The organism is Polaromonas sp. CG_9.7, from assembly GCF_015752205.1.
In the GTDB taxonomy this organism is placed as follows: domain Bacteria; phylum Pseudomonadota; class Gammaproteobacteria; order Burkholderiales; family Burkholderiaceae_C; genus Polaromonas.
The window spans coordinates 40,740-62,873 of the sequence record NZ_JADOVG010000003.1; the positions used below are offsets into that span (position 1 = coordinate 40,740).

Below are 22,134 nucleotides of genomic sequence, written 5' to 3' on the forward strand. Positions count from 1 at the left end.
CGCGCCTGCTTTGGGGACACAGGTTGCGCCGTCAACTCAGGATACAAAAACGCTAAAGAGGTGGTCACGTTCACTTCCGCTAGGGTGACCGTCGGGTTAATTTATTGTCAGGATGTACTCAGCCAGCGTCTTAGCGTCAGCCTCGGTGACTTGAAGCTGCGGTGGCATGGCCATCTGTCCCCAAACACCGCCTCCGCCAGCTCGGATTTTCTTGGCTAACATCTCAGCGGCACTGCCATCGCCCTTGTATTTGGCAGCCACTTCCTTCATCGACGGCCCTAGCCGTCTTTGATCAATGGCGTGGCAAGCCATGCAGTTGGATTTTTTAAACAATTCTTCGTTTGCGAAAGCCAATCCAGCGGAAAACAGGGCAGTAGAGGCCAATCCGACGGTTACACCTTTACGAATTGTCAATTTCATATTCATATTCATATTCACTTCATATAAAAAAGCTCTGAGAGACCTGCTGGCCCTGCAGCTGTTCTCATGGGACAGAAATTAATGGGTAAGCACCCTGGTACCCGGCCGCACTGGCATTCAACCGTGCGGCCGGGAACACATCAAATGGGCGTCATTCGGTAAATTTCACCCTCGTCCGTGGCGACGTACAAGTTTCCATCCGGTCCCTGAACCACAGAGCGGAAACGGCCCGCTGGCATAGGCAGGGACACGGTACTTCTTTTGGCCGACAAGCCGTCAGTGCTGATGTCCAGAATGTCAAGGCGGTTGCCGACCGGCGTGCCGTGAATACCGATGCCCATAAAGGACACAACCATCTTTCCGTCCCAGTTCTTCCATTGCTTGCCACTCAAGAACGTCCCTGAAGACATGCCCTGGGACAAGCCCTCGTTGTTCCAGGCGGGTTTCATCGCACTCGGATAGGCGCGAAGGTCGGTCATGGACATGAATGAGGATCGTTCTTTGGGGTCCATGGCACCCATCTGGTTGGGGCTGTAGCCGCAGTAATTGGCAGGACAATCTCCCCGACCATTTTTGTTTGGCCGCGGATCCCATCCGCCGTTTCCACCCGGCACCAGCGCCGTTACCTCATCCGAATGCCAAGGGCCATTTTCGGCTGTGAAGGGTTGGTTGGTTCCCGGACGGAATGTAATGCCTTGGGGATTGCGGTGCCCATAGGTATAAATGCGCGGATCGAATCCCTGCGGCGGGTTGTTCCCCGCTGCAGCCTTGCCTTCACGGTCGATGCGCAAGACCTTGCCACCGATGCGCGTCGGGCTCTGAGGCACTTCGCCGTTGTGAGTATCACCCGTGGTTACATAAAGAAACCCGTCGCTGGGGCCGAACCGCAGGCGCCCGCCATTGTGGGCACCTGGCCCACCGAAAGGAAGATCGCTTGCCGCTACCTTGTAAGGAATTCCGGTCACGATGTCCTTGCGGTCTGCCAGTCGACTCCCGTCGGCACTGACCGTAAAGCGCATGACGCGGTTGTCAGCGGGCGACGCCATGCTTGAAGTGGAATACACGTAAATGAAACGATTTGAAGCAAAGTCGGGGTCGACAGCGACACCGGCCATGCCCGCTTGGCCCTCGCAGAACAGGTCATTGGCCGTGGTGGCGTAGCCCTGCGCATCTTTCATCCCGAGCAGACGATTGACGGAGCCCGATGGCATCCGGGCCGACAAGCCTTTGCATTTCTCGGTAAAAAACATCGTCCCGTCAGGCAGGAAAGCCATATCCCACGGACTGCTCAACTTCGACAACACGGTGGTTGAGGATAAATTTGGCGCTTGTACCGGCCCTTGACCCAGTTGGGGTCCTGCCGCACAAGAAGCCAGAATGCCAGTACCTGCCAAGAGCATATAACTGGTAAGTCTTCCAAAACGCCCGGACGGCGTATGGTTTTTATTTTTGCGAATCCACTTATTCATTTTGTCTCCAATATAAAAGTAATTACCGCTTGAACAAGAACCCAGTCTCCAAAACATTTGTGCAGTCACCAAAAATTGGTTTTAACCTAACCATGGCCCCTTCGCTCCCCGGGTTTACTCTAGGTAAGGTTCCAACAACACAAAGTCAGGCGTTTTAGCGGCATGGTATTGCTCATTCGAGGCAATTGGCTTTCAATTCAGGCTTTTTGGAGACCATTTTGAAGTGGTAATGGAGAATTTTTCCCCTATTCACTGCGGCTCGCTTGTGTTGGGACGAACTCATGCCTGTGCGGCTGTCAGCTGGTGCCGGGCCATCCACAGGTCGGAGAGTGTTTTGAGTTCCAGCGTTTTTTCTTCAATCCCGGATTAGCGCATTTTCACAAACCTGAACTGGGGCTTGACCTTGGCCCGGATGCCAGCATTGCACCTCCCGATTTTGTCAATGAGCGCATCGACAGGATTGCCCGCCTTATCAAACTCTCGACGCTTGCCTGGACGCATGGCGATGCTCATGCGCGCATCAGGCGTGGCATCGGGCCGCTTGTCGGCACCTTGACACCCTCCATCGAAATAAACACCAGTTTCTTCTCCGTGCGCCGGCGCGTTGCCATCGGTGACGTCGGCCACATGATCGGCTGTGCCGCGCAGGGTGGGCCCTAGACCGTAGTCGGCATCTACGCAAATATGCGTCTTCCTCCCGAAGTGCCACTGGTTGACCTTCTGGCTCGAACGCATCTCCGCGCCACGCTTGCCCGGTTCGGCCCCTGGCGAAATACGGCACGATCAGCGCGTCCCAGGGAGAACATGCTGCATCTGCTCCAGGAACTCGAGCTTGCGCGTTCTTTTAACGTTCAGTTTCAGTTCAAGGCTTGTTTGTCTCATGACAAGAAAAGATGCTACTGAGCGCTTACAGCCACCCGACAAAGGACGGGGTTTTGCTGTGTGTCCCTCAATGAATACCGCCGGGCGCTGTGTGACGGCGTTGCAGCGTGCCAGAGGTGTCTGAGAGAATTTTGAAGGTGCCGACACTCTGGGTGGTTGTTGGTGCTCTAGTACAGACCTGGAAAAGCTTCGTCGTATAATCGGAGGCTTTGCTGCATCATCCACAGACTCCTCCCAGGATTAAAGGAAATTTATTATGGCAACCGCCAAACCCAAGAAAAAGAACCCCCGTCTCGCCTCCGGCCGCAAGCGCGTCCGCCAGGACGTCAAACTCAATGCCGCGAACACCTCGCTGCGCTCGAAATACCGCACTGCTGTCAAGAACGTCGAAAAAGCTGTTCTGGCCGGCGACAAAGACAAAGCCAAGGACTTGTTCGCCAAGGCCCAAAGCATTGTGGACACGATTTCCGACAAGGGCATCTTCCACAAGAACAAGGCCGCGCGCGACAAGAGCCGTCTGTCCGCCAAAGTGAAAGCCCTGGCCCTGAAGCCCGCCCCGGAAACCGCAACCGCCTGATCATTCAGGCAAATCGCCCGGACTGATTTTTCATAAAAGCCAGTCTGCCGTTTTGTCGGGTGCGCTGCAGCAAAAGTAAAAAACCGCCTTCGGGCGGTTTTTTTATGGGTGAACTTCTTTGATCGCTATAAAATTAGTAGCTGCTTAACCAAGAAACGCTTGCGCAAATAGGCTTTTTGACATCAAACCAGACAAGTTGAACCAACTGACGACTGACGGTTTAAGGCAAATGACGCTGCAATCGAAACTCAGCGTTCGGGCACATCAGGAATCAGGCAGGCCTCGACCAGTTGCAGACTGTTGTCCTTGGCAAAGTTGATGGCAAAGTCCCAGGCCATGGGTTCGGCGTCGCGCAGTTCGGCATTCACCACCACACATTTGATGCCGTTGACGACCGTCGGCACGCACCAGGGTGAATACGTCAGATGGCTGCCAGGTCGTGGACCGCCCGGGCGAAACTGGCTCATCACGCCGCACAGCCTGTCTGCCCAGTCACTGGGGCGGAAGGTTTTGCCATCAAGCGTGATGCCCTGAATAAAGACTTCTTTAGGGGAATTGGAGACCATCGGATGGAAGGTTTTTGTACGTGCCAGGGGTGAGGATAAACCCCATGCTGCGCCGCACAACAATTCTATCTTATATAAGACTCAGCCCTTATCCGGCAATCCCCAGCGCCTGTTGGGGCCACTCGCAGAGCGCATGACAGTGATGCGGCATGGTCACGAAAGCGTGTGAAGTCTGCGCCTAAAATAAACTTCAGACCCGCTCAATTTATCGCGGCCACCTTGTTGCTTGCCACTGTCCCGGAGTTTTCCCATGACCGCTGCCCTTCCCGATCACATCGAAGCCGCTTCCCCGCATGTGATGAACACCTACGGCCGCTTGCCGATTGCCCTCTCGCACGGCCAGGGCTGCCGCGTCTGGGATGTGAACGGCAAGTCATACCTCGATGCGCTGGGCGGCATTGCCGTCAATACCGTGGGCCATAACCACCCCAAGCTGGTGGCGGCATTGCGCGATCAGGTCGGAAAGATCATCCACAGCTCCAACTACTACCATGTGCCGCTGCAGGAAACGCTGGCGGCCAAGCTGGTGGAACTGTCAGGACTTGAAAACGTGTTTTTCTGCTCGACCGGACTGGAAGCGAACGAAGCCGCACTCAAGCTGGCACGCAAGTTCGGTCACGACAAGGGCGTTGAACGCCCGGAGATCGTGGTGTACGAAAAAGCCTTCCACGGCCGCAGCATCGCCACGCTGAGCGCCACCGGCAACCCGAAGGTTCAGGCCGGTTTTGGCCCGCTGGTCGAAGGATTCATTCGCGTGCCGATCAACAACATCGACGAACTGAAAGCGGCTACAGAAGGCAATCCGAATGTGGTGGCGGTGTTTTTTGAAGCCATTCAGGGCGAAGGCGGCGTTCACCCGATGAACAACGAGTATTTGCAACAGGTGCGCGCCCTGTGCGACGAACGCGACTGGCTGCTGATGATTGACGAAGTGCAATGTGGCATGGGCCGCACCGGCAAATGGTTTGCGCACCAGTGGGCCGGCATCAAGCCCGACGTCATGCCACTGGCCAAGGGGCTGGGTTCGGGCGTGCCGATTGGCGCGGTGGTGGCGGGCGCCAAGGCAGCGCATATTTTTGGCCCTGGCAACCACGGCACGACTTTTGGCGGCAATCCGCTGGCCATGCGTGCCGGCGTGGAAACCATTCGCATCATGGAAGAAGAAGGCCTGATGGCCAATGCGGTGATGGTGGGCGACCATTTGCGAACTGCGTTCACCCGCGAACTCGGCGATCTGCCGGGCTTCAAGGAAATTCGTGGTCTTGGCCTGATGCTCGGCATCGAACTGACAAAGCCTTGCGGCGTACTGGTTGGCCGTGCTGCCGAAAACGGCCTGCTGATCAGCGTTACCGCCGACACCGTGATCCGCATGGTGCCTTCGCTCATCATGACCATGGCCGAGGCCGATGAAGTCGTGGCGATCTTGTGTCCGCTGATCAAGCAACTGCTGCAGGAAGGTGCATGACCATGAGCATGTCCAGCCCCCCTACGCCTCTCAAGCATTACCTCCAGTTCAGCGACCTGAGCGCTGATGACTATGCCTACGTGTTCGCGCGTGCCGCGCTGATCAAGAAAAAATTCAAGGCCTACGAAAAGCACCAACCGCTGATCGACCGCACGCTGGTGATGATTTTCGAGAAAGCCTCGACCCGCACCCGCGTGAGTTTCGAGGCCGGCATGTACCAGCTGGGCGGCACGGTGGTGAACCTCACCACCGAAGGCAGCCAGCTGGGCCGCGCCGAACCGATCGAGGACAGCGCCAAGGTCATTAGCCGCATGGTCGACCTGGTGATGATCCGCACCTTCGAGCAAACCAAGATCGAGCGCTTTGCCGAGCATTCGCGGGTGCCTGTCATCAACGGCCTGACCAACGAATTTCACCCCTGCCAGATCCTGGCTGACATCTTCACCTACATCGAGCACCGGGGCTCGATCAAAGGCAAGACGGTGGCCTGGGTCGGCGACGGCAACAACATGGCCAACACCTGGCTGCAGGCCAGCGAAATCCTTGGCTTCAAGGTCCACCTGAGCACGCCCGGCGGATATGAAGTGGACCAGTCGATTGCCGGCATTCGCTCGACCGAAAGTTACCAGGTCTTCAAGGACCCGATGCAGGCCTGCCTTTGTGCCGACCTGGTGACCACCGACGTCTGGACCAGCATGGGCTACGAGGCAGAAAACGAAGCCCGCAAGGCAGCCTTTGCCGACTGGTGCGTGGACAGCGACATGATGCGCGCCGCACAGCCCGATGCGCTGTTCATGCACTGCCTGCCGGCGCACCGGGGCGAGGAGGTCGAAGCCGACGTAATCGACGGCCCGCAATCGGTGGTCTGGGACGAGGCGGAGAACCGCATGCATGTGCAGAAAGCCCTGATGGAATTCCTGCTGCTCGGACGCCTGTAGCAACGCAATAGCGTCGAGAATCCCGACGTCAACGCTCCGGCTTCATCCACAGCGGCTGGCGTTGCCCTTCAACGTTAACCGCTGCAGGGCGCTTTCCAGCCGTTGCGCAGCCGCCGCAACTGCTGCAAGCACCGCAACCGGGTTTTTCACCCAGCTTTTTTTGCAGCCGCCCCAGCCGGCGGCGCAGGCCGGCGGGCATCCAGTACCACAGCGCATAGGCAGCGGCAAAAGCCACCATGATTCCGGTAATCCATTGCTGCAGCATCTCAAACACCTCCCCATAACAACGTCAGCCGATAAGTGATCAAGCTGGCACCATAGGCCAGCCCGAACATGTAGCCCGCCATGAAAAAGGCGTACCGCCAACTGTTGGTCTCGCGCCGCACTGTGACCAGGGTCGAAATGCATTGCGGCGCAAACACATACCAGACCAGCAGCGACATGGCGGTAGCCAGCGACCAGGTCTGGGCAATCACTGGACCCAGCGCCGACGCCACGTCATTGCCCGTGGCCGACAGCGCATACACCGTGCCCAAGGCGCCGACTGCTACTTCGCGTGCAGCCAGACCCGGCACCAGCGCAATTGCAATCTGCCAGTTGAAACCGATGGGCGCAAAAATCACCTGCAGCGCATGGCCCAGGCGTCCGGCCAGGCTGTATTGGATGGCCGGGCCAACAGCACCCTCGGGCGGTGCCGGAAACGTGGACAAAAACCACAAGATCACGGTCAGTGCCAGGATGATGCCGCCAACGCGCTTTAAAAAAATCATCGCCCGTTCATGCAGACCCATGGCCAGTTGGCGCAGGCTGGGTACCCGGTAGGCGGGCAATTCCATGATCAGCGGCGTGGGCCGCGCATGGCCGCGCCAGAGATTGAACAGCGCCGCCACCGCCATGGCACTGACGATGCCGCCGACATAAAGCGCAAACATGACCAGCCCCTGCAGGTTGAAGATGCCCGCTACCGTGCGTTCAGGAATGAAGGCGCCAATCAAGAGCGCATACACCGGCAGGCGCGCCGAGCAGGTCATCAGCGGCGCAATCATGATGGTCACCAGCCGGTCGCGCCAGTGGGTAATCGTGCGCGTTGCCATCACGCCCGGAATCGCGCAGGCAAAGCTCGACAGTAGCGGAATGAAGGAGCGACCTGACAGGCCGACACTGCCCATCACGCGGTCCAGCAAAAAAGCCGCGCGCGGCAGATAGCCCGAATCCTCCAGCGCCAGGATAAAAAAGAACAGGATCAGGATCTGCGGCAAAAACACCAGCACGCCACCGGCCCCGGCCAGAATGCCATCGGCCAACAGGCTTTGCAGCACGCCTTCGGGCATGTGCGTGCGCAACAGGCCGGACAGGCCATCCATCGCCGACTTGATGGCGTCCATCGGCAGCGTGGCCCAGCTGAACACGGCCTGGAACATCAGGAACAGGATCACGCACAGCAGCAGCATGCCCCACAGCGGATGCAGCACCAGCCGGTCAATGGCGTCGTCGGCGTGCAGGCTGTCGGGCGGCGACTGCACCGCCAGCCGCATGATGCGGCGCACTTCGAGCTGGGTGTCCATGACCTGATCGAAAGTCGGGGCCTGCCAGGCGGGTACGCCATCAATTTTTCCGTTGGGCGCTGGCCAATCGTCCAGAAAGTGCAGCAGTTCATGCGCGCCATCGTGGCGCACACCCACCGTTTCAACCACCGGCATGCCCAGCTCGTGCGACAGCACGTTGCGGTCAATCACGATGCCGGCGCGGCGGGCGGCGTCGCTCATGTTCAGCGCCAGCACCATTGGCAGGCCCAGCACCCGTGCTTCCAGCACCAGGCGCAGGTTGAGTTGCAGGTTGGTTGCATCGGCGACGCACACCAGCCGGTCAGGCAAGGGCTCGCCAGGCCGCTGGCCGATGACGATGTCGCGAGTCACTGCTTCGTCGGCACTCAAGGCATTCAGGCTGTAGGCACCGGGCAGGTCGAGCACCATCACGCGGTGGCCCGACGCCGTCAGCACCTGGCCTTCCTTGCGCTCGACGGTGACGCCGGCATAGTTCGCCACCTTCTGGCGGCTACCAGTCAGCAAATTGAACAGTGCCGTCTTGCCGCAGTTGGGATTGCCCAGCAATGCCACCCGCAGTGGCTCACCCACCGCATTGACAGCGGCGGTCACGCGGCGCAGGCCGCAACAGCGGCCAGCGGGCCCACACGAATCAGCGCGGCCTCATGGCTCCGAAGGGCAAACGTCGTATGCCCCACCCTGACCGCCAGCGGATCGTTGCCCGGAAAACCACGCGCCATGACCTGCACCGGCTCGCCGGGCAGAAAACCGATTTCCAGCAGGCGCAGCAAGACTTCACGCTCCTCCTCATCGCCTGGCGGCATCAGCCTGAGCACCTGAGCGGGCAAGCGCTGCGGCCATTCATCGAGTCCGATGTCTGCCGTACCAGAGGATAAATGGGCCAGGGTCATGGTTGCCGCACTCTATTAAATGAAAATGATTCTCATTGTATAAGTAACAGATGGCATCGTGATGCCCGTCAGCCTGAATCACCTTGATGCAGATCATCCTGCCAAGCCGAAGCGCCGGCCTGATGGCGATCTGAAGCCGTCAAGGCCCTTCAGGAGAGTGCTTTGGCGGCATCAGCCCCGGCCGACAAATGGCATTTTCGTCGCCATGATGGTCATGAACTGGATGTTGGTGCTCAGCGGCAGCGCTGCCATGTGGACCACTGCATCGGCCACTTCGCTCGCGTCCATCATCGCTTCGATGGCGATCTCGCCATTCGCCTGCGGCACGCCGGTCGCCATGCGCGCCGACAACTCGGTCAGCGCATTGCCAATGTCGATCTGCCCGCAGGCGATGTTGTACTTGCGGCCGTCAAGCGAAATTGCCTTGGTCAAGCCCGTGATGGCATGCTTGGTTGACGTGTAAGGCGCCGAGTTGGGCCGGGGCGCATGCGCCGAAATCGAGCCGTTGTTGATGATGCGGCCGCCCTGCGGCAATTGATTTTTCATCATCCTGAAAGCGCCCTGCGCGCACAGGAAGGAACCGGTCAGGTTGATGTTCACAACGTTTTGCCACTGGTCGTACGTCAGGTCTTCAAAGCCGGCGCGTGGCGAATTGACGCCAGCATTGTTGAATAAAACGTCCAGGCGGCCAAATTTTTCCTTGATGGTGGAAAACAGCGCATCGACCGACTCGGGCTGGCTGACATCGGTGGCGACGGGCAGGATACGGTCGCGGCCAGCAGCCTTGGCAACCTCTTGCAGCAGCTCGATGCGGCGCCCGGCCAGCACCACGCGATAGCCTGCCGCCAGCAGCGCCAGCGCTACCGCCTTGCCGATGCCGGTTCCCGCGCCAGTCACGAGGGCCACTTTGTCGATTGAAGTCATGAAAAAACCTTTGTCTTTTATAAGTCAACGTGAAACAACGCAGCCCTGTGGCCGCACGAGCAAGGATTCTCGCCCATGCTTGTCAAAATGATGAATACGAAAAATCAGCCCATGGTGGTCGGCCAGCTGGCTATTTTTTCAGGTTGGGGGATTAATCAACGCGGCGCCAACGGCCGGAAGCCGGACACACTTCGGCCCGTGCGCCGTAAAGCCAGACTTGCTCCTCATCCAATGGCAGACATGCTGCCTTGTCGATGTCGAATTTGATCCCGAGCACGCGCGCCACGTCGGCATGCTCGATGGCAAGCTCCCAGGTCAGGAATACCTGCGTGCAGTCGAGGTCGTTCGGGAAATCGCCAATATCAAAGTCGCTGCTGTCGCGCGGAACAACCGCATGCGGCTGGCCGGTGTCGAAGATCACCAGCGTTCCCTTTGTCAGGGGAATTCGATGGCCGCTCGACGGAAAATGCAGGTCCAGGCCCTTGTCGTCGCTCAGAAAAAGATTGCAAAACGCAGCGCTGCCGTACTGCGCGCCGTCATGGTGGTAGCGTGCGCCGCGGCAGACCATCAGCGCGACGTCGCATTGGGCAAGCATGCCAGGCAACCCGATCGAGGTCGTCCAGCCGGACACCGCTTGCACGCATTGCCGGTAGTCCGGCCAGCGCGCACGGGCGCGCGGCAAAGGCAGGGACTCGACGTCACCGGGGACCAATTGCAGGCGCAGCGAGATGTCCGTGTTCCAGTCGGCCATCAGCCTGGCAGGCAGCACAGGCACATCGACCGTGCCAGACAGCACGACGCTGCTGACGCTTCGGCTGCGAAGGGCGTCGCCGCTCCAGTAATACGAAACTGGCCGGTGCTGTACCAAAGGCGATTCATAAGGGTGGCTCATCGGGACCAGTGTAGTCACGGCGACACGCCAGGTTTTTCGAATCCATCGCACGCGCACCGCCCTTCCCCGACGCTGCGCAACTGCCCGGTCTGTGGCCTTCACTGTAAATTTACAAAATAAGTTGGAAATAACCGACACCGCGGCTTTTTCTTAAATGCTACCTTTGCCGCATGACGCAACCCGCTTCCCCTCTTGCTTCCCCTTTTTCCGCCGCTGCTGCTCCCGCCAGGCGCCTGAAACTCTGGGACATCTCGCCTGCGGTGGACGCGCATTCCGACGTCTTTCCCGGCGACACCGCTTATTCGCAGCAACTGCATTTTTCGCTCGCGCCCGAGTGCCCGGTCAACGTCAACCGCATCACGCTGTCGCCGCACACCGGCGCACATGCCGATGCGCCACTGCACTACGCCAGCGGCGAAGCGGCGATTGGCGCGGTCGATCTGCAGCCTTACCTTGGGCCGTGCCGCGTCATCCATTGCCTGGACAGCGGACAGCTGATCGAGCCCGCGCACCTGGCCCACGCACTTGAAAACCTGCCCGCCCGAGTGCTGCTGCGCACATCCCGCGCCGCCAGCCAGTCCTGGGCATCGTTTAGTGCGATTGCGCCCGCCACGCTTGCGCTGCTAGCTAGTAAAAACATAGCGCTTATCGGTATTGACACGCCCAGCGTGGACCCGGCCGCCAGCCAGGACCTGCCCTGCCACCACCTGCTGCTGGCGCACGGCCTGCGGGTGCTGGAAAACCTGGTGCTCGACGACGTGCCCGAAGGCGACTACGAACTCATCGCCCTGCCCCTCAAGCTGATGCAGGCCGACGCCTCGCCGGTTCGCGCCATCCTGCGCGAACTGCCCTGAACCCTGAAAGACCGCCGACATGACGCCCACCCTGCAAGACTGCCGCGCCCTGGATGCGCAAGACCCGCTGCGCGCGCTGCGCCAGCAGTTCACGCTGCCCGAAGGCGTGATTTACCTCGATGGCAATTCGCTCGGCGTGCTGCCCACCGCCACCGCCTCCCGCGTGGCCGAGGCGGTGACGCAGGAATGGGGCCAGGGCCTGATCCGCTCCTGGAACAGCGCCGGCTGGTTCGATGCGCCGCAGCGCCTGGGCGACAAGATTGCACGGCTGGTGGGCGCCGCGCCCGGCGAGGTCGTGGCCACCGACAGCACGTCGGTCAACCTCTACAAGGTGCTGAGCGCCGCGCTCAACATCGCCCGCGAGGATGCGCCAGTCCGCACCGTGCTGGTCAGCGAACGCAGCAACTTTCCGACCGACCTCTACATCGCCGAGTCGCTGTGCCGGGAACGCGGCTTGCAACTGCGGCTGGTCGAGCCCGAGGACATGGCCGGCGCCTTGACCGCCGAAGTTGCCGTGCTGATGCTGACGCATGTCAACTACCGCACCGGCGCGATGCACGACATCGCGGCCGTGACCCAGGCCGCCCACCGAGCCGGCATCCTGGCGGTCTGGGACTTGGCGCACAGTGCCGGCGCGGTGCCGGTGGACCTGAACGGCGCGCAGGCCGACTTCGCCGTGGGCTGCAGCTACAAATACCTGAATGGCGGCCCCGGCGCACCCGCCTTTGTCTGGGCGCATTCACGGCACGCCAGCCGTTTCTGGCAGCCGCTGGCCGGCTGGTGGGGCCATGCCGCGCCCTTTGAGTTCACGCCCGACTATCGCCCGGCCCCCGGCATCACGCGCTTTTTGTGCGGCACGCAGCCAATCCTGAGCCTGGCAGCGCTCGATTGCGGGCTGGACACCGTGCTGGCGGCCGAACCATTGGGCGGCATGGCGGCGCTGCGCGCCAAGTCGCTGGCGCTGAGCGAGCTGTTCATCGCGCTGGTTGAAGCGCGCTGCGCCGGCCACGGCCTCGGGCTGGCAACGCCGCGCGACCCGGCGCAGCGCGGCTCGCAGGTCTGCCTGACGCGCCCCGAAGGCGCCTATGCCATCGTGCAGGCGCTGATTGCCCGGGGTGTGATTGGCGACTTCCGCGCGGGCGACGGCAACCGGCACCTGGACATCCTGCGCTTTGGATTGACGCCGCTGTACATCGGCTTTGAAGACGTGTGGCAGGCGGTCGAGCATTTGCGGCAGGTGCTGGAATCCGGCGAGTGGCAGCAAGCCCGGTTCAACCAGAAGCAGGCGGTGACCTGACATGACCCCAACCGCCCAACCCGCCGACATCGTTCGCGAAGAAAAAGCGCAGCTCGACTTCAGCCGGAGCATGAGCTATGGCGACTACCTGCACCTGGACGCCCTCCTCGGCGCGCAGCAGCCGCTGTCGCCGTCGCATGACGAGATGCTGTTCATCATCCAGCACCAGACCAGCGAACTCTGGATGAAGCTGATGCTCCACGAGCTGCATGCGGCGATTGCCAACGTGGCGCAGGACGAACTTGGCAGCGCCTTCAAGAAGCTGGCGCGCGTCAGCAAGATCATGGAGCAACTGGTCCACGCCTGGGACGTGCTGGCCACCATGACGCCGCCCGAATACAGCGCCATACGGCCCTACCTGGCGAACTCCAGCGGTTTTCAGAGCGCGCAATACCGCTGCATCGAGTTTGCGCTGGGCAACAAGAACGCCGCCATGCTCAAACCCCACGCCCACCGGCCCGACCTTTTGGCACAGGTGCAAGCCGCTTTTGAAGCGCCGTCGCTGTACGACGAAGCATTGCGCCTTTTGGCCCGGCGCGGGCTGGATGTGCCCGCCAGCCATACCGAGCGCGACTGGACCCAGGGCTACCCGGAAAACGATGCGGTGCAAAGCGCCTGGCTGACGGTTTACCGCAACCCCGAGAAGTACTGGGACCTGTACCAGCTGGGCGAAGAACTGACCGATCTGGAGGACGCCTTCCGGCTCTGGCGCTTTCGCCATGTCACCACCGTCGAGCGCGTGATCGGCTTCAAGCGCGGCACCGGCGGGACCGGCGGCGTGAGCTACCTGCGCAAGATGCTCGACGTGGTGCTGTTTCCCGAAATCTGGAAGCTGCGCACCGATTTGTAGCCGGCCAGCATCGGCCAGAAACCCCTTGGATGCATCAAGCGTCTCAGCCCTAAACCGCAGGCGCTGGCCGAAAAGAAATGCGGCACGACAGACAAGCGAAAAAATTTTGCCGACGGACAGCCCTGCCTGCGCAGTCAAACGTGCGCTGGGTTCCAGCCGCTGCCTGGCTGCGGCCTGGCTGGGATGCCATGGATTGCGGGTCAGGCCCGCAATGACAGGGAGGGCAAAGGCGTTTCAACCGTGAATCTTTGCAAAATTTTAACCAAATAGGCCTTTTGCGCACGTCCCGTATGCTTAATTAGCTATTTATTTAATAGCGCCCTGCGTCTTGGCGCGCTGCAGGTTCAGCGCCAGCAGGCGCTTGAGGATGTCTTCGTCCGGCAAGTCGGCGCGGTAGTCCAGCCAGCCATAGGCGGCGGCCACGGCGGCGTCGAGCGCCTGGTGGGCGGCGTCCAGCCACGCCGGGCGCTGGTTGTAGAGCTTGGTCAGTGTGCGCTCGGCCAGCAGCACCGTGTGCATTTCGCTCGGGTGGCCGGTGAACTGGGTGTGAATGCGGATCGTCAGGCGGTCGCAGACCACCAGAATCGGCGGGTTGCTTAGGGCGAGGCTGTAGCTGAGCTGTTGCTTGAGCGCGCGTCGAGGTTCTTGCCCGGCGCCTTGTTTTCCGAGGCGAAGGCGCCGCGCCGGAACACGTCGGCATAACCCGTGCGCCCGCCGATGACGCTGTTCTTTTCCTCGAACAGATAGCCCGCTTCGCTGCCGGGCTTGGGTACGGCCAGCAGCTCGCACAGGTCCAGGAAATGGCTTTGCGCGCCCTGCTCTTCATTCATGCCGTGCGCCGGGCCGCCGGGACTTCATTTTTGAATAAAGTCCTGGGGCGTCATGGCGTGGGAAGAAAAAGGTGGCGGGGACAGAGGTTCCGTTCGTCATTCCCGCCTTCGCGGGAATGACAGCGCTGATCGAGGCCGGGTCACGCGGCATCGACGCTGCGTTGTGGACCTGGCCCGCGGCTTCAGCGCTTGAGCAAGGCCTTCAGCGCGTTTTGCAGGCGTCGGGCATTGCTGGCGTCGAACTCGGCGGCCAGCACCTTGGCGGTGTCCTCGCCCCAGGTCTCGGTTGGCGCCGGCGCATTGCGGCGGGTCAGCAGTTGCAGCTGCAACATGCGGCGCGCGCTGATGTGCTCGGCCGGTGTTGGCAGCTCGGCGGCCATTTCCAGGCGCAGCAGCGATTCAGCGGCCTCTTTTCCGGCTGGCTCGCCCAGCGCCTTCACCCAGCTGGTGCGCACCGCTGGCGCAACCTGCTTGCCCAGTTCCTGCGCGGCAGGCAGTTGCTCGGGGTCGCGCTTTTCCCACGCGGTCAAGAGGTTGGTCAGCACTTCGCCGTGCGCCTGCATGGCGAGCTTTTTCAGCGCATGGTTAGCGGCCTCGAAAGCCTCGCGCTGGGCGCGGAAGGCGGCATCGCCCAGGCGCGGGCCGCGCTCTTCAAATGCCGGACGCTCGCTGCGTTCGCTGAAACGCTCGGTGCGCTCGGGACGGTAAGGCTCGAACTTGTTGTCGGTGCTCTGGCGCGGGCCGCTGGGCTTGCCGCTCGGTCGCGCGTCTTTGCGGTCGCCAAACTTGCCGCCACGGCCTGCGGACGCGGGCTCGGCACGGCGGGCGCCGGGGCGGTCGTCGCCGCGCATGGCGACGATCTTCTTGGGCGCCGGCTTGGGCGGGGCGACCGGCTCTGCGGGCGCGATGGCGGGTTCCGAGGACTCGGAAAAACCCTCTTCAATGGCTTCGGCGGTCGGGTTGCCGTCGGCATCGACAGTCGCCTCGGTTGCTACGCTTTCGATAGCTTCCTGTATAGGCGCGTCCTGCGCGGAAGGCTGATCTGATTCGGAAACCGGGGCCGCAGGCGCGGCATCGGCGGCGGTTTTGGCTTGGGCTGCGGCGGCGACCTGTCCGCGCACGGCGGCTTCCAGTGCCTTGGCGGCGGCATGGATTTTTTGCGCGTCGCCGCTGGCGGTGGCCTGCTCGACGGCCTTGGCGGCTTCGAGCACGTAGCGGTCGTGCTCGCCCAGCGCGGCGGCAGATTTTTCGCGCTCGACAGTCTTGCGCTGGAAGGCGTCGTCAATCGGCTTGCGGAAAGCGTCCCAGAGCTTTTGCTCCTGCTTGCGCTCGATCGGCACGCTTTGCGCCTCATGCTGCCAGCGCTGCTGCAGCGACTTCACGGCGTCGATTCGCAGCTGCGGCTCGGCGCCCAATGCTTGTGCTTCCTCAATCATCGCGCGGCGGCGCGCCAGGCTCGCGCCTCGGGCGGCGGTCAGGCCGGCGTCGGCCTGGTCCATGGCGGCTTTCCAGAGCGGCTGGATTTCGGCGAACGCCTTGTCGCCCAAGTGGCCGGCTTCGCGCCATTTTTCGACAAAGCCGTTCAGGCTGCGAATGTGCATCTTCCAGTCGCTGTTGTCCTTGTGGGCTTCGGCCCAGGCCAGCACTTCGTCGATCAGCGCCTGACGCTGAGCCTTCTGGGCTTCGGCCTGTTCCTTGACCTTTTCCAGCCAGGCTTCGACGACCTTGTGCGCTTCGTTGCAGGCATCGTCAAAACGCTTCCACAGCGCGTGGTTGGGCGTGCCGCCCTGGTCGCTGGTCTTCCATTGCTCGCGCATGTGGCGCAGCGCGTCCTGTTGCTTGCGACCGCCGAGTGGCTTGACGAGCAATGCCTCGGCCTTTACGACCAGTTCCTCGCGGATCTGGTCGGCACGCCAGCGCTGCCAGCCTTCGAGTTCGCCAGCAGCGGTCAGCGCGGCATGCGCGGCGGCTTCCAGCTTGCTGTCGATGTTGCGGATGTTGTCCTTCAGCGCCTGGCGCAGCTCGGCGGCCACCTTGGGCGTGGACTTGCCGTGGCCTTCGGTGACTTCGTGTTCCAGCCTGGCGAGGGCCTGCTGCACGAAGGCGGAGGACTTGGCGCGCAGGTCGTTCAGCGCGGCCGGGTCCATCCGGGTCTTGGGCGCGCGGGCAGGCTGGCCGGCGTCGGCAGCGCCCTGCTGCTCGGATTTCAAAGTTGGCAGGCCGCGCGCGGCGCGCAGCTCGTCGGCCCAGACCGGCACGGTAGGCAGCGGCGCAGCGCTGTCTTCAGCAGCCTTCATGGCCACGGCCAGGGCGCTTTGAAACGCATCCCAGACCGCCAGCAACTGGCCGCGCGAGGCGTCGAGCAGCGGCGGGAACTTGGCATCGACGCTGGCCCAATTGGCGTCCTGCGCCACTTCGTCAGCCTGTGCCTGCCAGTGCGCCACGTCGGTGCGCAGCGTTTCAAGCACGGACTCGGCGTCGCGCCACGGCTTGATCGACAGCACTTCAATGCGCTGGGCGATCAACACGGCGGCTTCGCGTTGCACCTGGGTGCGGTGCTGCAGGTCTTCAATCGTCTTGACGCGCTCGGCGAGCTGCACCTTCAGTCCGGCCAGCGGCTCTTTGGACAGAGGCGCACCGGCTTTGGCGGCGTCGCGCTGCCAGGCCAGGGCATTGGCCAGGTTGAGCTTGGGCAACGCCAGCAGCGCCTGGGCTTTTTCAGCCCATTCGGCGGCGACAGCTTCCTGGCCTTTGCTGCGCCGGGCTTCGTCAAGCTTTTCCTTCAAAGGCTTGGCCGCGCCCTTGTCGCGGTTGGCCAGGTCTTTGTACACCTCGGCCATCTGCTCGACGCTGGGATCGGTGGTCAGCCACTGACGGATGCGGGAAGCCCGCTCGCCCGAGGTGGAGGCTGAAAAAGCGCCGCCGGTCAGGCCATCCAGCGGATGGGCTTCTGCGGTTTTGGCGGTTTTGGCAGTGCCGGTTTTCACGGCGGCGGCCGGCGTGGCGTCGGCTTTGGAAGATTTGGACAAGGGAAAGCGCAGCATAGTTAACAATCGTTTCGGAAAAAAAGCCGCCAGCAACAGCACCTGCGCCACGCATTCAAAGCCCCCGACGGGCGTGCCTGCCGGCAGCGTCAAGACTCAAGGGGCGAAGAGCAGGAAGTTCTGTCAGCGAAGAAAAATTTGGTTTGTGGCTTGCAAGGCCTGGCTACCTACAACTTTAGACATTAAAGCAATCCACGTATTTTCGCTGTTTTTATGGCATTGCCAAATTAAGTTCGGTGTACGGTGTCCATTTTGCGTCTGGCGGCTTGGTCCGGGCAGTTCTCAAAACAGCCGGAAGGCGGCAAATCACTAAAAACCAAGTGTTTCTTGACCATCTTGCACTTTGCGAAGAAGCAGACAAGCTCCCGCAGTACAGGTCACACGTTGATGTCAGCGAAGTGAATGAAGCACCGAACTGGCCCAAGAACAAAAAATGTTCAGACAGTTTGGCCGCGCAGAATTGCATGCCGAAAGAAATCAATATAAAAAAACCCCGGTCAGCATGACTGACCGGGGTTGATGGCGGGCATAAAACCCATGCCATCTGGCTACGCAAAAGGAGAGATGAATCGTCCCCAGTGCGATGGAAGCAAGTGATTGCTTCCAGGCATTACCGGGATTGGTTACCCGGTTGGCGTCCGAAAACCCGGACAAGTGAAGATTAAAACCATCGCTTTACAACGGCAAGTCTAAGTTTTCAATCACGTAAACCGAATTGATTGAGATTTTCTTTGGATCATTTTGGGTCCTTTTCAAAAAATCTCCAACCGATCAGCACAAGACGTTACATGAAGCAAGCATTGCAAAGAAACGCTCGAATTCGGAAAATAACGAGATTTTCGACAAAAAAGGTCTTTTTTAAACATTTTTTCATATATTGAAGTAAATCTTTATGATTGACAGGTTATTTAACGCGTAATTAGAATGCGACCAAGTCCTGCAAAGCAAGGGCTTACCCGAACGCGCTGCCTTTCCAGGCAGCATCCTCGAGGGTCAACAACCTGCAGACAGCTGCATGGTTTGATGGCGACCCGATCAAAGCCTGCTCCGCCTCAAAAGGTTTGCATGCAAAGAAAGGAGTGCTATGACAGCGCTAGCGAATAACCGTTTTGATTTCAACGTCAAGACTTGTCTGAGTAATTTGAAAAGCAGCTTTGGAACAGTTGCCGACGACATTGCCCGCGGATTTTTTGTGATTACGCACAGCAGCTTTGCCCTTTTGGGCCTGGCCGTTGTCTTTGCCGTTGTCACGCTGATGGCCCGACCCGATCTGCGCGACACAAGCGAAGTCAAGCTGATGGCCTGGCTGCAGGAGCGGCGCGGCACTGCGGTGGAATCCGAAAGCATCGTGCCCGCACAACAGGCTACGGCCGAACCTTCACCTGCCGACAAGCCAAAGGTTCTTTCCAGCCAACAGGCGGCAGTCGCTTTATGGATCAGCAAGAAGTATTCGGTGGCGCAGGAACCCGTCGGAACATTGGTGGCTGAAGCTTTCGATATTGGCCACAAGGTCAAGCTTGATCCGACCTTGATCCTGGCGATCATGGCGATTGAATCGGGCTTTAACCCATTTGCACAAAGCCCGGTCGGCGCCCAGGGCCTGATGCAGGTAATGACGCAGATTCACCATGACAAATATGCCAAGATCGGCGGCCGGCTCGCCGCCTTTGATCCGGTGGCCAACCTGCGTGTTGGTGTCAAGGTGCTGCAGGAGTGCATCACGCGCGCTGGTTCCATCGAAGGAGGACTGAAATACTATGTTGGCGCTGCCAACCTTGAAAGCGATGGCGGCTATGCCAACAAGGTCATGGCCGAACGTGCCCGACTGCTGGCTGTGGTGGGCGGCCAGCGCCCACCAACGACTGCACCGCGTTTTGTGGCAACACCAGCCCCTGCGCAAACCACGTCTGTGTCCTTTCCTGCTGAGCGCAAACCCGCACAGGACATGGTGCAATTGGACGAATCGTAAAGCCCTTAACGTGTCGGCCGGACACGCTACGCTACACTAGCGCGGTGCGCGACTGGCGATAGGCATCCAGGTTTTACAACCATTGATGCGGACGTGGGACACCACGGGGAAGCGCACCGTTTGCGGCCATTGGGCCAAAAAGCGTTTAGCCGTTCGCCTGGGCAGCCCTTGCTTCCTTTGCTTTGCATCAAAGCCAAAGGACAAGGAACCAAAGTCTTGAAGGACTGCCATGTACCACCGCAATATTCTCATCGAACAGACCGATCCTGAAATTTTTGCTGCCATCGAGGCTGAAAACGCCCGCCAAGAGCATCACATCGAACTGATCGCCAGTGAAAATTACGCCTCGCCTGCCGTCATGGCCGCGCAAGGCTCGCAACTGACCAATAAATACGCCGAAGGCTACCCCGGCCGCCGCTACTACGGCGGCTGCGAACACGTCGATGTGGCCGAGCAACTCGCCATTGACCGCGTCAAGCAGATTTTTGGTGCCGATGCCGCCAACGTGCAACCGCATTGCGGCGCTTCTGCCAACGAAGCCGTCTTCCTTGCCTTCCTCAAGCCCGGCGACACCATCATGGGCATGAGCCTGGCCGAAGGCGGTCACCTGACGCATGGCATGTCATTGAACATGAGCGGCAAGTGGTTCAACGTCGTGTCCTACGGCCTGAACGACAAGGAAGAAATCGACTATGACGCGATGGAGCGTAAGGCCCACGAAAGCAAGCCCAAGCTCATCATTGCAGGCGCATCTGCCTACAGCCTGCGCATTGACTTCGAGCGCTTCGCCAAAGTCGCCAAGGACGTCGGCGCGATTTTCCTGGTGGACATGGCGCATTACGCCGGCTTGATTGCCGCTGGCATCTATCCGAACCCCGTGCCGTATGCAGACGTCGTGACCTCGACCACCCACAAGAGCCTGCGCGGCCCACGCGGCGGCATCATCCTGATGAAGGCCCAGCACGAAAAAGCAATTAACAGCGCCATCTTCCCTGGCCTGCAGGGCGGCCCGCTGATGCACGTGATTGCAGCCAAAGCCATCGCTTTCAAGGAAGCGCTGACGCCCGAGTTCAAGACCTACCAGCAGCAAGTCCTGAAGAACGCCCAGATCGTTGCCGAAACGTTGACCGAGCGCGGCCTGCGCATCGTTAGTGGCCGGACCGAAAGCCACGTCATGCTGGTGGATTTGCGCGCCAAGGGCATCACCGGCAAGGAAGCCGAAGCCGTGCTGGGCAGCGCCCACATGACCATCAACAAGAACGCCATTCCAAACGACCCGGAAAAGCCGATGGTCACCAGCGGAGTGCGCATCGGCACCCCGGCCATGACCACACGCGGCTTCAAGGATGAGGAAGCGCGCATGACGGCCAATCTGATCGCTGACGTGCTGGACAATCCGCGCGATGCGGCCAATATTGAAGCGGTTCGCGCCAAGGTCCATGCATTGACAAGCCGGTTTCCGGTTTACGGCTGATCGATTTATCGAGTCTGTCATCCCGGCCCTGTGCCGGGATCCACGACTGCTACGTTTTCAGTAGCTATAGCCCTCCGCTGGCATTAGGCCAAAGGGCAGTTTAATCAAATAAATCGGGGTTAAACAAATGAAATGCCCTTTCTGCGGCCACCTTGAAACCCAGGTCGTCGAAACCCGGATTTCAGAAGACGCCGACTTTATTCGCCGCCGCCGCCAGTGCGCGGCCTGCGAAAAGCGTTTCACCACCTATGAGCGCGCCGACGTCAGCTTTCCGTCCATCGTCAAGAAAGACGGCCGCCGCACCGATTACCAGCGCAGCAAGATTCTTGGCTCCATGACCCTGGCGCTGCGCAAGCGTCCGGTCGGCACCGCGCAAGTGGATGCAGCCGTCGAACAGATCGAGGAAAAGCTGCTGAACCTGGGCCTGCGCGAGGTGGCGTCGGCCCACTTGGGCGAACTGGTGATGCAGCAACTCAAGAAACTCGACAAGATTGCCTATATCCGCTTTGCCAGCGTGTACCGGAGTTTTGAGGATATTGACGAGTTCAAAGCGATGGTGGATGAGGTAGGGCGGTAACCCTTTCCCGTTACCGCTCAGCTATTGAAAATAACCTTTCAGCGGTATGCCGACAGTGCAATGTAAATTTTGTTTTATATTGAAAGAATGAAATGCTGGCCCCTAAATCACCACACTAAATCTGTCCATTCTGGTTTTACCCTGATCGAACTTATGGTGGTGATGACGATGGTGGCAATCATTGCTGCATTGGCCACACCATCATGGAACGCAATGGTCGTGAGCAACCGAATTCGGGTTTCGGTAAACGATTGGACTCAGTCGTTTTATTTCGCGCGCAACGAGGCCGTTCGGCAAAATCTAGCTATAACTATTTGTGCGAGCAGCGATGGGGCTATTTGCACCGCCTCAGGTTATGAGATGGGCTGGATCGTCGTAACGGCAGTTGGTGGCAACATATTGCAAGACACGCTGCCTGTGAACCGAGCGACCCTTACCCCAAATATCAACGCAGCCCGCTCCATTACCTTTTTGCCCAATGGGTTGCCTGTTGGCAACTTTGCAGGAGCTCATTTGATGGTGAGAGACTTTCCAGCTGTCGACAGTTCGCTATCCAAATATATATGCATTGCTAGGACGGGCCGGCTCAGGGTCTACAACAATGACCAGTTTTTAAATTTAACCACAACCTGTGGCGCATAAGCGGACGAC

General features: G+C 60.1%; 22 protein-coding genes and 1 riboswitch. Of the genes, 10 read left to right on the top strand and 12 right to left on the bottom strand.

Annotated features, from left to right (window positions below; genetic code table 11):
• Nucleotides 1-96: 96 nt before the first annotated feature.
• The 3 genes from IWX87_RS04055 to IWX87_RS20000 all read right to left on the bottom strand — a co-directional run bounded on the left by IWX87_RS04055 (nucleotide 97) and on the right by IWX87_RS20000 (nucleotide 2,624).
• Complete coding sequence (locus IWX87_RS04055; RefSeq protein ID WP_231374577.1) at nucleotides 97-432, bottom strand: c-type cytochrome; 336 nt, start codon at nucleotides 430-432, stop codon at nucleotides 97-99.
• Nucleotides 433-560: 128 nt separating this feature from the next.
• The gene (locus tag IWX87_RS04060; RefSeq protein WP_231374578.1) at nucleotides 561-1,889 is read right to left on the bottom strand and encodes a sorbosone dehydrogenase family protein; all 1,329 of its coding nucleotides are present in this window, start codon (nucleotides 1,887-1,889) and stop codon (nucleotides 561-563) included.
• A 366-nt stretch (nucleotides 1,890-2,255) separates the two neighbouring features.
• Nucleotides 2,256-2,624 carry a hypothetical protein gene (locus IWX87_RS20000; protein WP_370583757.1) on the bottom strand — a complete coding sequence of 123 codons (369 nt, stop codon included), beginning with the start codon at nucleotides 2,622-2,624 and terminating at the stop codon, nucleotides 2,256-2,258.
• Nucleotides 2,625-3,027: 403 nt separating this feature from the next.
• On the opposite strand from IWX87_RS20000, the gene rpsT reads away from it, so the two are divergent.
• A complete protein-coding gene (gene rpsT / locus IWX87_RS04070; protein WP_029525484.1) occupies nucleotides 3,028-3,348 on the top strand; it encodes a 30S ribosomal protein S20 in 321 nt (106 codons plus the stop codon).
• A gap of 248 nt (nucleotides 3,349-3,596) precedes the next feature.
• Here rpsT and IWX87_RS04075 read toward each other — a convergent pair whose 3' ends face one another.
• On the bottom strand, nucleotides 3,597-3,914 hold the full coding sequence (locus tag IWX87_RS04075; protein WP_196862251.1) for a DUF3579 domain-containing protein: 318 nt from the start codon (nucleotides 3,912-3,914) through the stop codon (nucleotides 3,597-3,599).
• 250 nt (nucleotides 3,915-4,164) lie between these two features.
• Between IWX87_RS04075 and IWX87_RS04080 the strand changes: the two genes are divergently transcribed.
• Together IWX87_RS04080 and argF are read left to right on the top strand one after the other, a co-directional pair.
• A complete protein-coding gene (locus IWX87_RS04080) occupies nucleotides 4,165-5,379 on the top strand; it encodes an aspartate aminotransferase family protein (protein ID WP_196862252.1) in 1,215 nt (404 codons plus the stop codon).
• Between the two features lie 8 nt (nucleotides 5,380-5,387).
• The gene (gene argF / locus IWX87_RS04085; protein ID WP_196862447.1) at nucleotides 5,388-6,317 is read left to right on the top strand and encodes an ornithine carbamoyltransferase; all 930 of its coding nucleotides are present in this window, start codon (nucleotides 5,388-5,390) and stop codon (nucleotides 6,315-6,317) included.
• A 28-nt stretch (nucleotides 6,318-6,345) separates the two neighbouring features.
• Here the strand turns inward: argF and IWX87_RS04090 are convergent, their stop codons facing one another.
• The 5 genes from IWX87_RS04090 to IWX87_RS04110 form a co-directional block, all read right to left on the bottom strand.
• Nucleotides 6,346-6,582, bottom strand: coding sequence for a hypothetical protein (locus tag IWX87_RS04090; protein WP_196862253.1), 237 nt, complete (start codon nucleotides 6,580-6,582; stop codon nucleotides 6,346-6,348).
• A 1-nt stretch (nucleotide 6,583) separates the two neighbouring features.
• Complete coding sequence (locus tag IWX87_RS04095) at nucleotides 6,584-8,482, bottom strand: ferrous iron transporter B (protein WP_370583770.1); 1,899 nt, start codon at nucleotides 8,480-8,482, stop codon at nucleotides 6,584-6,586.
• A complete protein-coding gene (locus tag IWX87_RS04100; protein WP_196862255.1) occupies nucleotides 8,470-8,772 on the bottom strand; it encodes a FeoA family protein in 303 nt (100 codons plus the stop codon). The genes IWX87_RS04095 and IWX87_RS04100 overlap by 13 nt, the downstream gene beginning before the upstream one ends.
• Nucleotides 8,773-8,943: 171 nt before the next feature.
• Complete coding sequence (locus tag IWX87_RS04105) at nucleotides 8,944-9,696, bottom strand: SDR family oxidoreductase (RefSeq protein ID WP_196862256.1); 753 nt, start codon at nucleotides 9,694-9,696, stop codon at nucleotides 8,944-8,946.
• 151 nt (nucleotides 9,697-9,847) lie between these two features.
• Nucleotides 9,848-10,588, bottom strand: a complete 741-nt coding sequence (locus IWX87_RS04110) for a hypothetical protein (RefSeq protein WP_196862448.1) — start codon at nucleotides 10,586-10,588, stop codon at nucleotides 9,848-9,850.
• Between the two features lie 170 nt (nucleotides 10,589-10,758).
• On the opposite strand from IWX87_RS04110, the gene kynB reads away from it, so the two are divergent.
• Genes kynB through kynA form a run of 3 tightly spaced genes read left to right on the top strand, consistent with a single transcriptional unit; the run spans nucleotide 10,759 to nucleotide 13,589 of the window.
• Nucleotides 10,759-11,442, top strand: coding sequence for an arylformamidase (gene kynB / locus IWX87_RS04115; protein ID WP_196862257.1), 684 nt, complete (start codon nucleotides 10,759-10,761; stop codon nucleotides 11,440-11,442).
• Between the two features lie 19 nt (nucleotides 11,443-11,461).
• Entirely contained in the window at nucleotides 11,462-12,739 is a 1,278-nt protein-coding gene (kynU, locus tag IWX87_RS04120) for a kynureninase (protein ID WP_196862258.1), read from the top strand.
• 1 nt (nucleotide 12,740) lies between these two features.
• Complete coding sequence (kynA, locus tag IWX87_RS04125; protein WP_196862259.1) at nucleotides 12,741-13,589, top strand: tryptophan 2,3-dioxygenase; 849 nt, start codon at nucleotides 12,741-12,743, stop codon at nucleotides 13,587-13,589.
• A gap of 306 nt (nucleotides 13,590-13,895) precedes the next feature.
• Here kynA and IWX87_RS04130 read toward each other — a convergent pair whose 3' ends face one another.
• The 3 genes from IWX87_RS04130 to IWX87_RS04140 form a co-directional block, all read right to left on the bottom strand.
• On the bottom strand, nucleotides 13,896-14,168 hold the full coding sequence (locus tag IWX87_RS04130) for a hypothetical protein (protein WP_196862260.1): 273 nt from the start codon (nucleotides 14,166-14,168) through the stop codon (nucleotides 13,896-13,898).
• Between the two features lie 17 nt (nucleotides 14,169-14,185).
• Nucleotides 14,186-14,419 carry a hypothetical protein gene (locus tag IWX87_RS04135; protein ID WP_196862261.1) on the bottom strand — a complete coding sequence of 78 codons (234 nt, stop codon included), beginning with the start codon at nucleotides 14,417-14,419 and terminating at the stop codon, nucleotides 14,186-14,188.
• 182 nt (nucleotides 14,420-14,601) lie between these two features.
• Entirely contained in the window at nucleotides 14,602-17,463 is a 2,862-nt protein-coding gene (locus tag IWX87_RS04140; protein WP_196862262.1) for a DUF349 domain-containing protein, read from the bottom strand.
• A gap of 1,084 nt (nucleotides 17,464-18,547) precedes the next feature.
• Between IWX87_RS04140 and IWX87_RS04145 the strand changes: the two genes are divergently transcribed.
• The 4 genes from IWX87_RS04145 to IWX87_RS04160 all read left to right on the top strand — a co-directional run bounded on the left by IWX87_RS04145 (nucleotide 18,548) and on the right by IWX87_RS04160 (nucleotide 22,125).
• Nucleotides 18,548-19,432 carry a lytic transglycosylase domain-containing protein gene (locus tag IWX87_RS04145; protein ID WP_196862263.1) on the top strand — a complete coding sequence of 295 codons (885 nt, stop codon included), beginning with the start codon at nucleotides 18,548-18,550 and terminating at the stop codon, nucleotides 19,430-19,432.
• 38 nt (nucleotides 19,433-19,470) lie between these two features.
• Nucleotides 19,471-19,602: riboswitch (ZMP/ZTP riboswitch) on the top strand.
• 59 nt (nucleotides 19,603-19,661) lie between these two features.
• On the top strand, nucleotides 19,662-20,906 hold the full coding sequence (gene glyA, locus IWX87_RS04150; protein ID WP_196862264.1) for a serine hydroxymethyltransferase: 1,245 nt from the start codon (nucleotides 19,662-19,664) through the stop codon (nucleotides 20,904-20,906).
• 127 nt (nucleotides 20,907-21,033) lie between these two features.
• Nucleotides 21,034-21,483: a transcriptional regulator NrdR gene (gene nrdR, locus IWX87_RS04155; RefSeq protein ID WP_196862265.1), complete on the top strand. Its 450-nt coding sequence runs from the start codon at nucleotides 21,034-21,036 to the stop codon at nucleotides 21,481-21,483.
• Nucleotides 21,484-21,570: 87 nt separating this feature from the next.
• Nucleotides 21,571-22,125, top strand: a complete 555-nt coding sequence (locus tag IWX87_RS04160) for a GspH/FimT family pseudopilin (RefSeq protein WP_196862266.1) — start codon at nucleotides 21,571-21,573, stop codon at nucleotides 22,123-22,125.
• Nucleotides 22,126-22,134 lie beyond the last annotated feature (9 nt).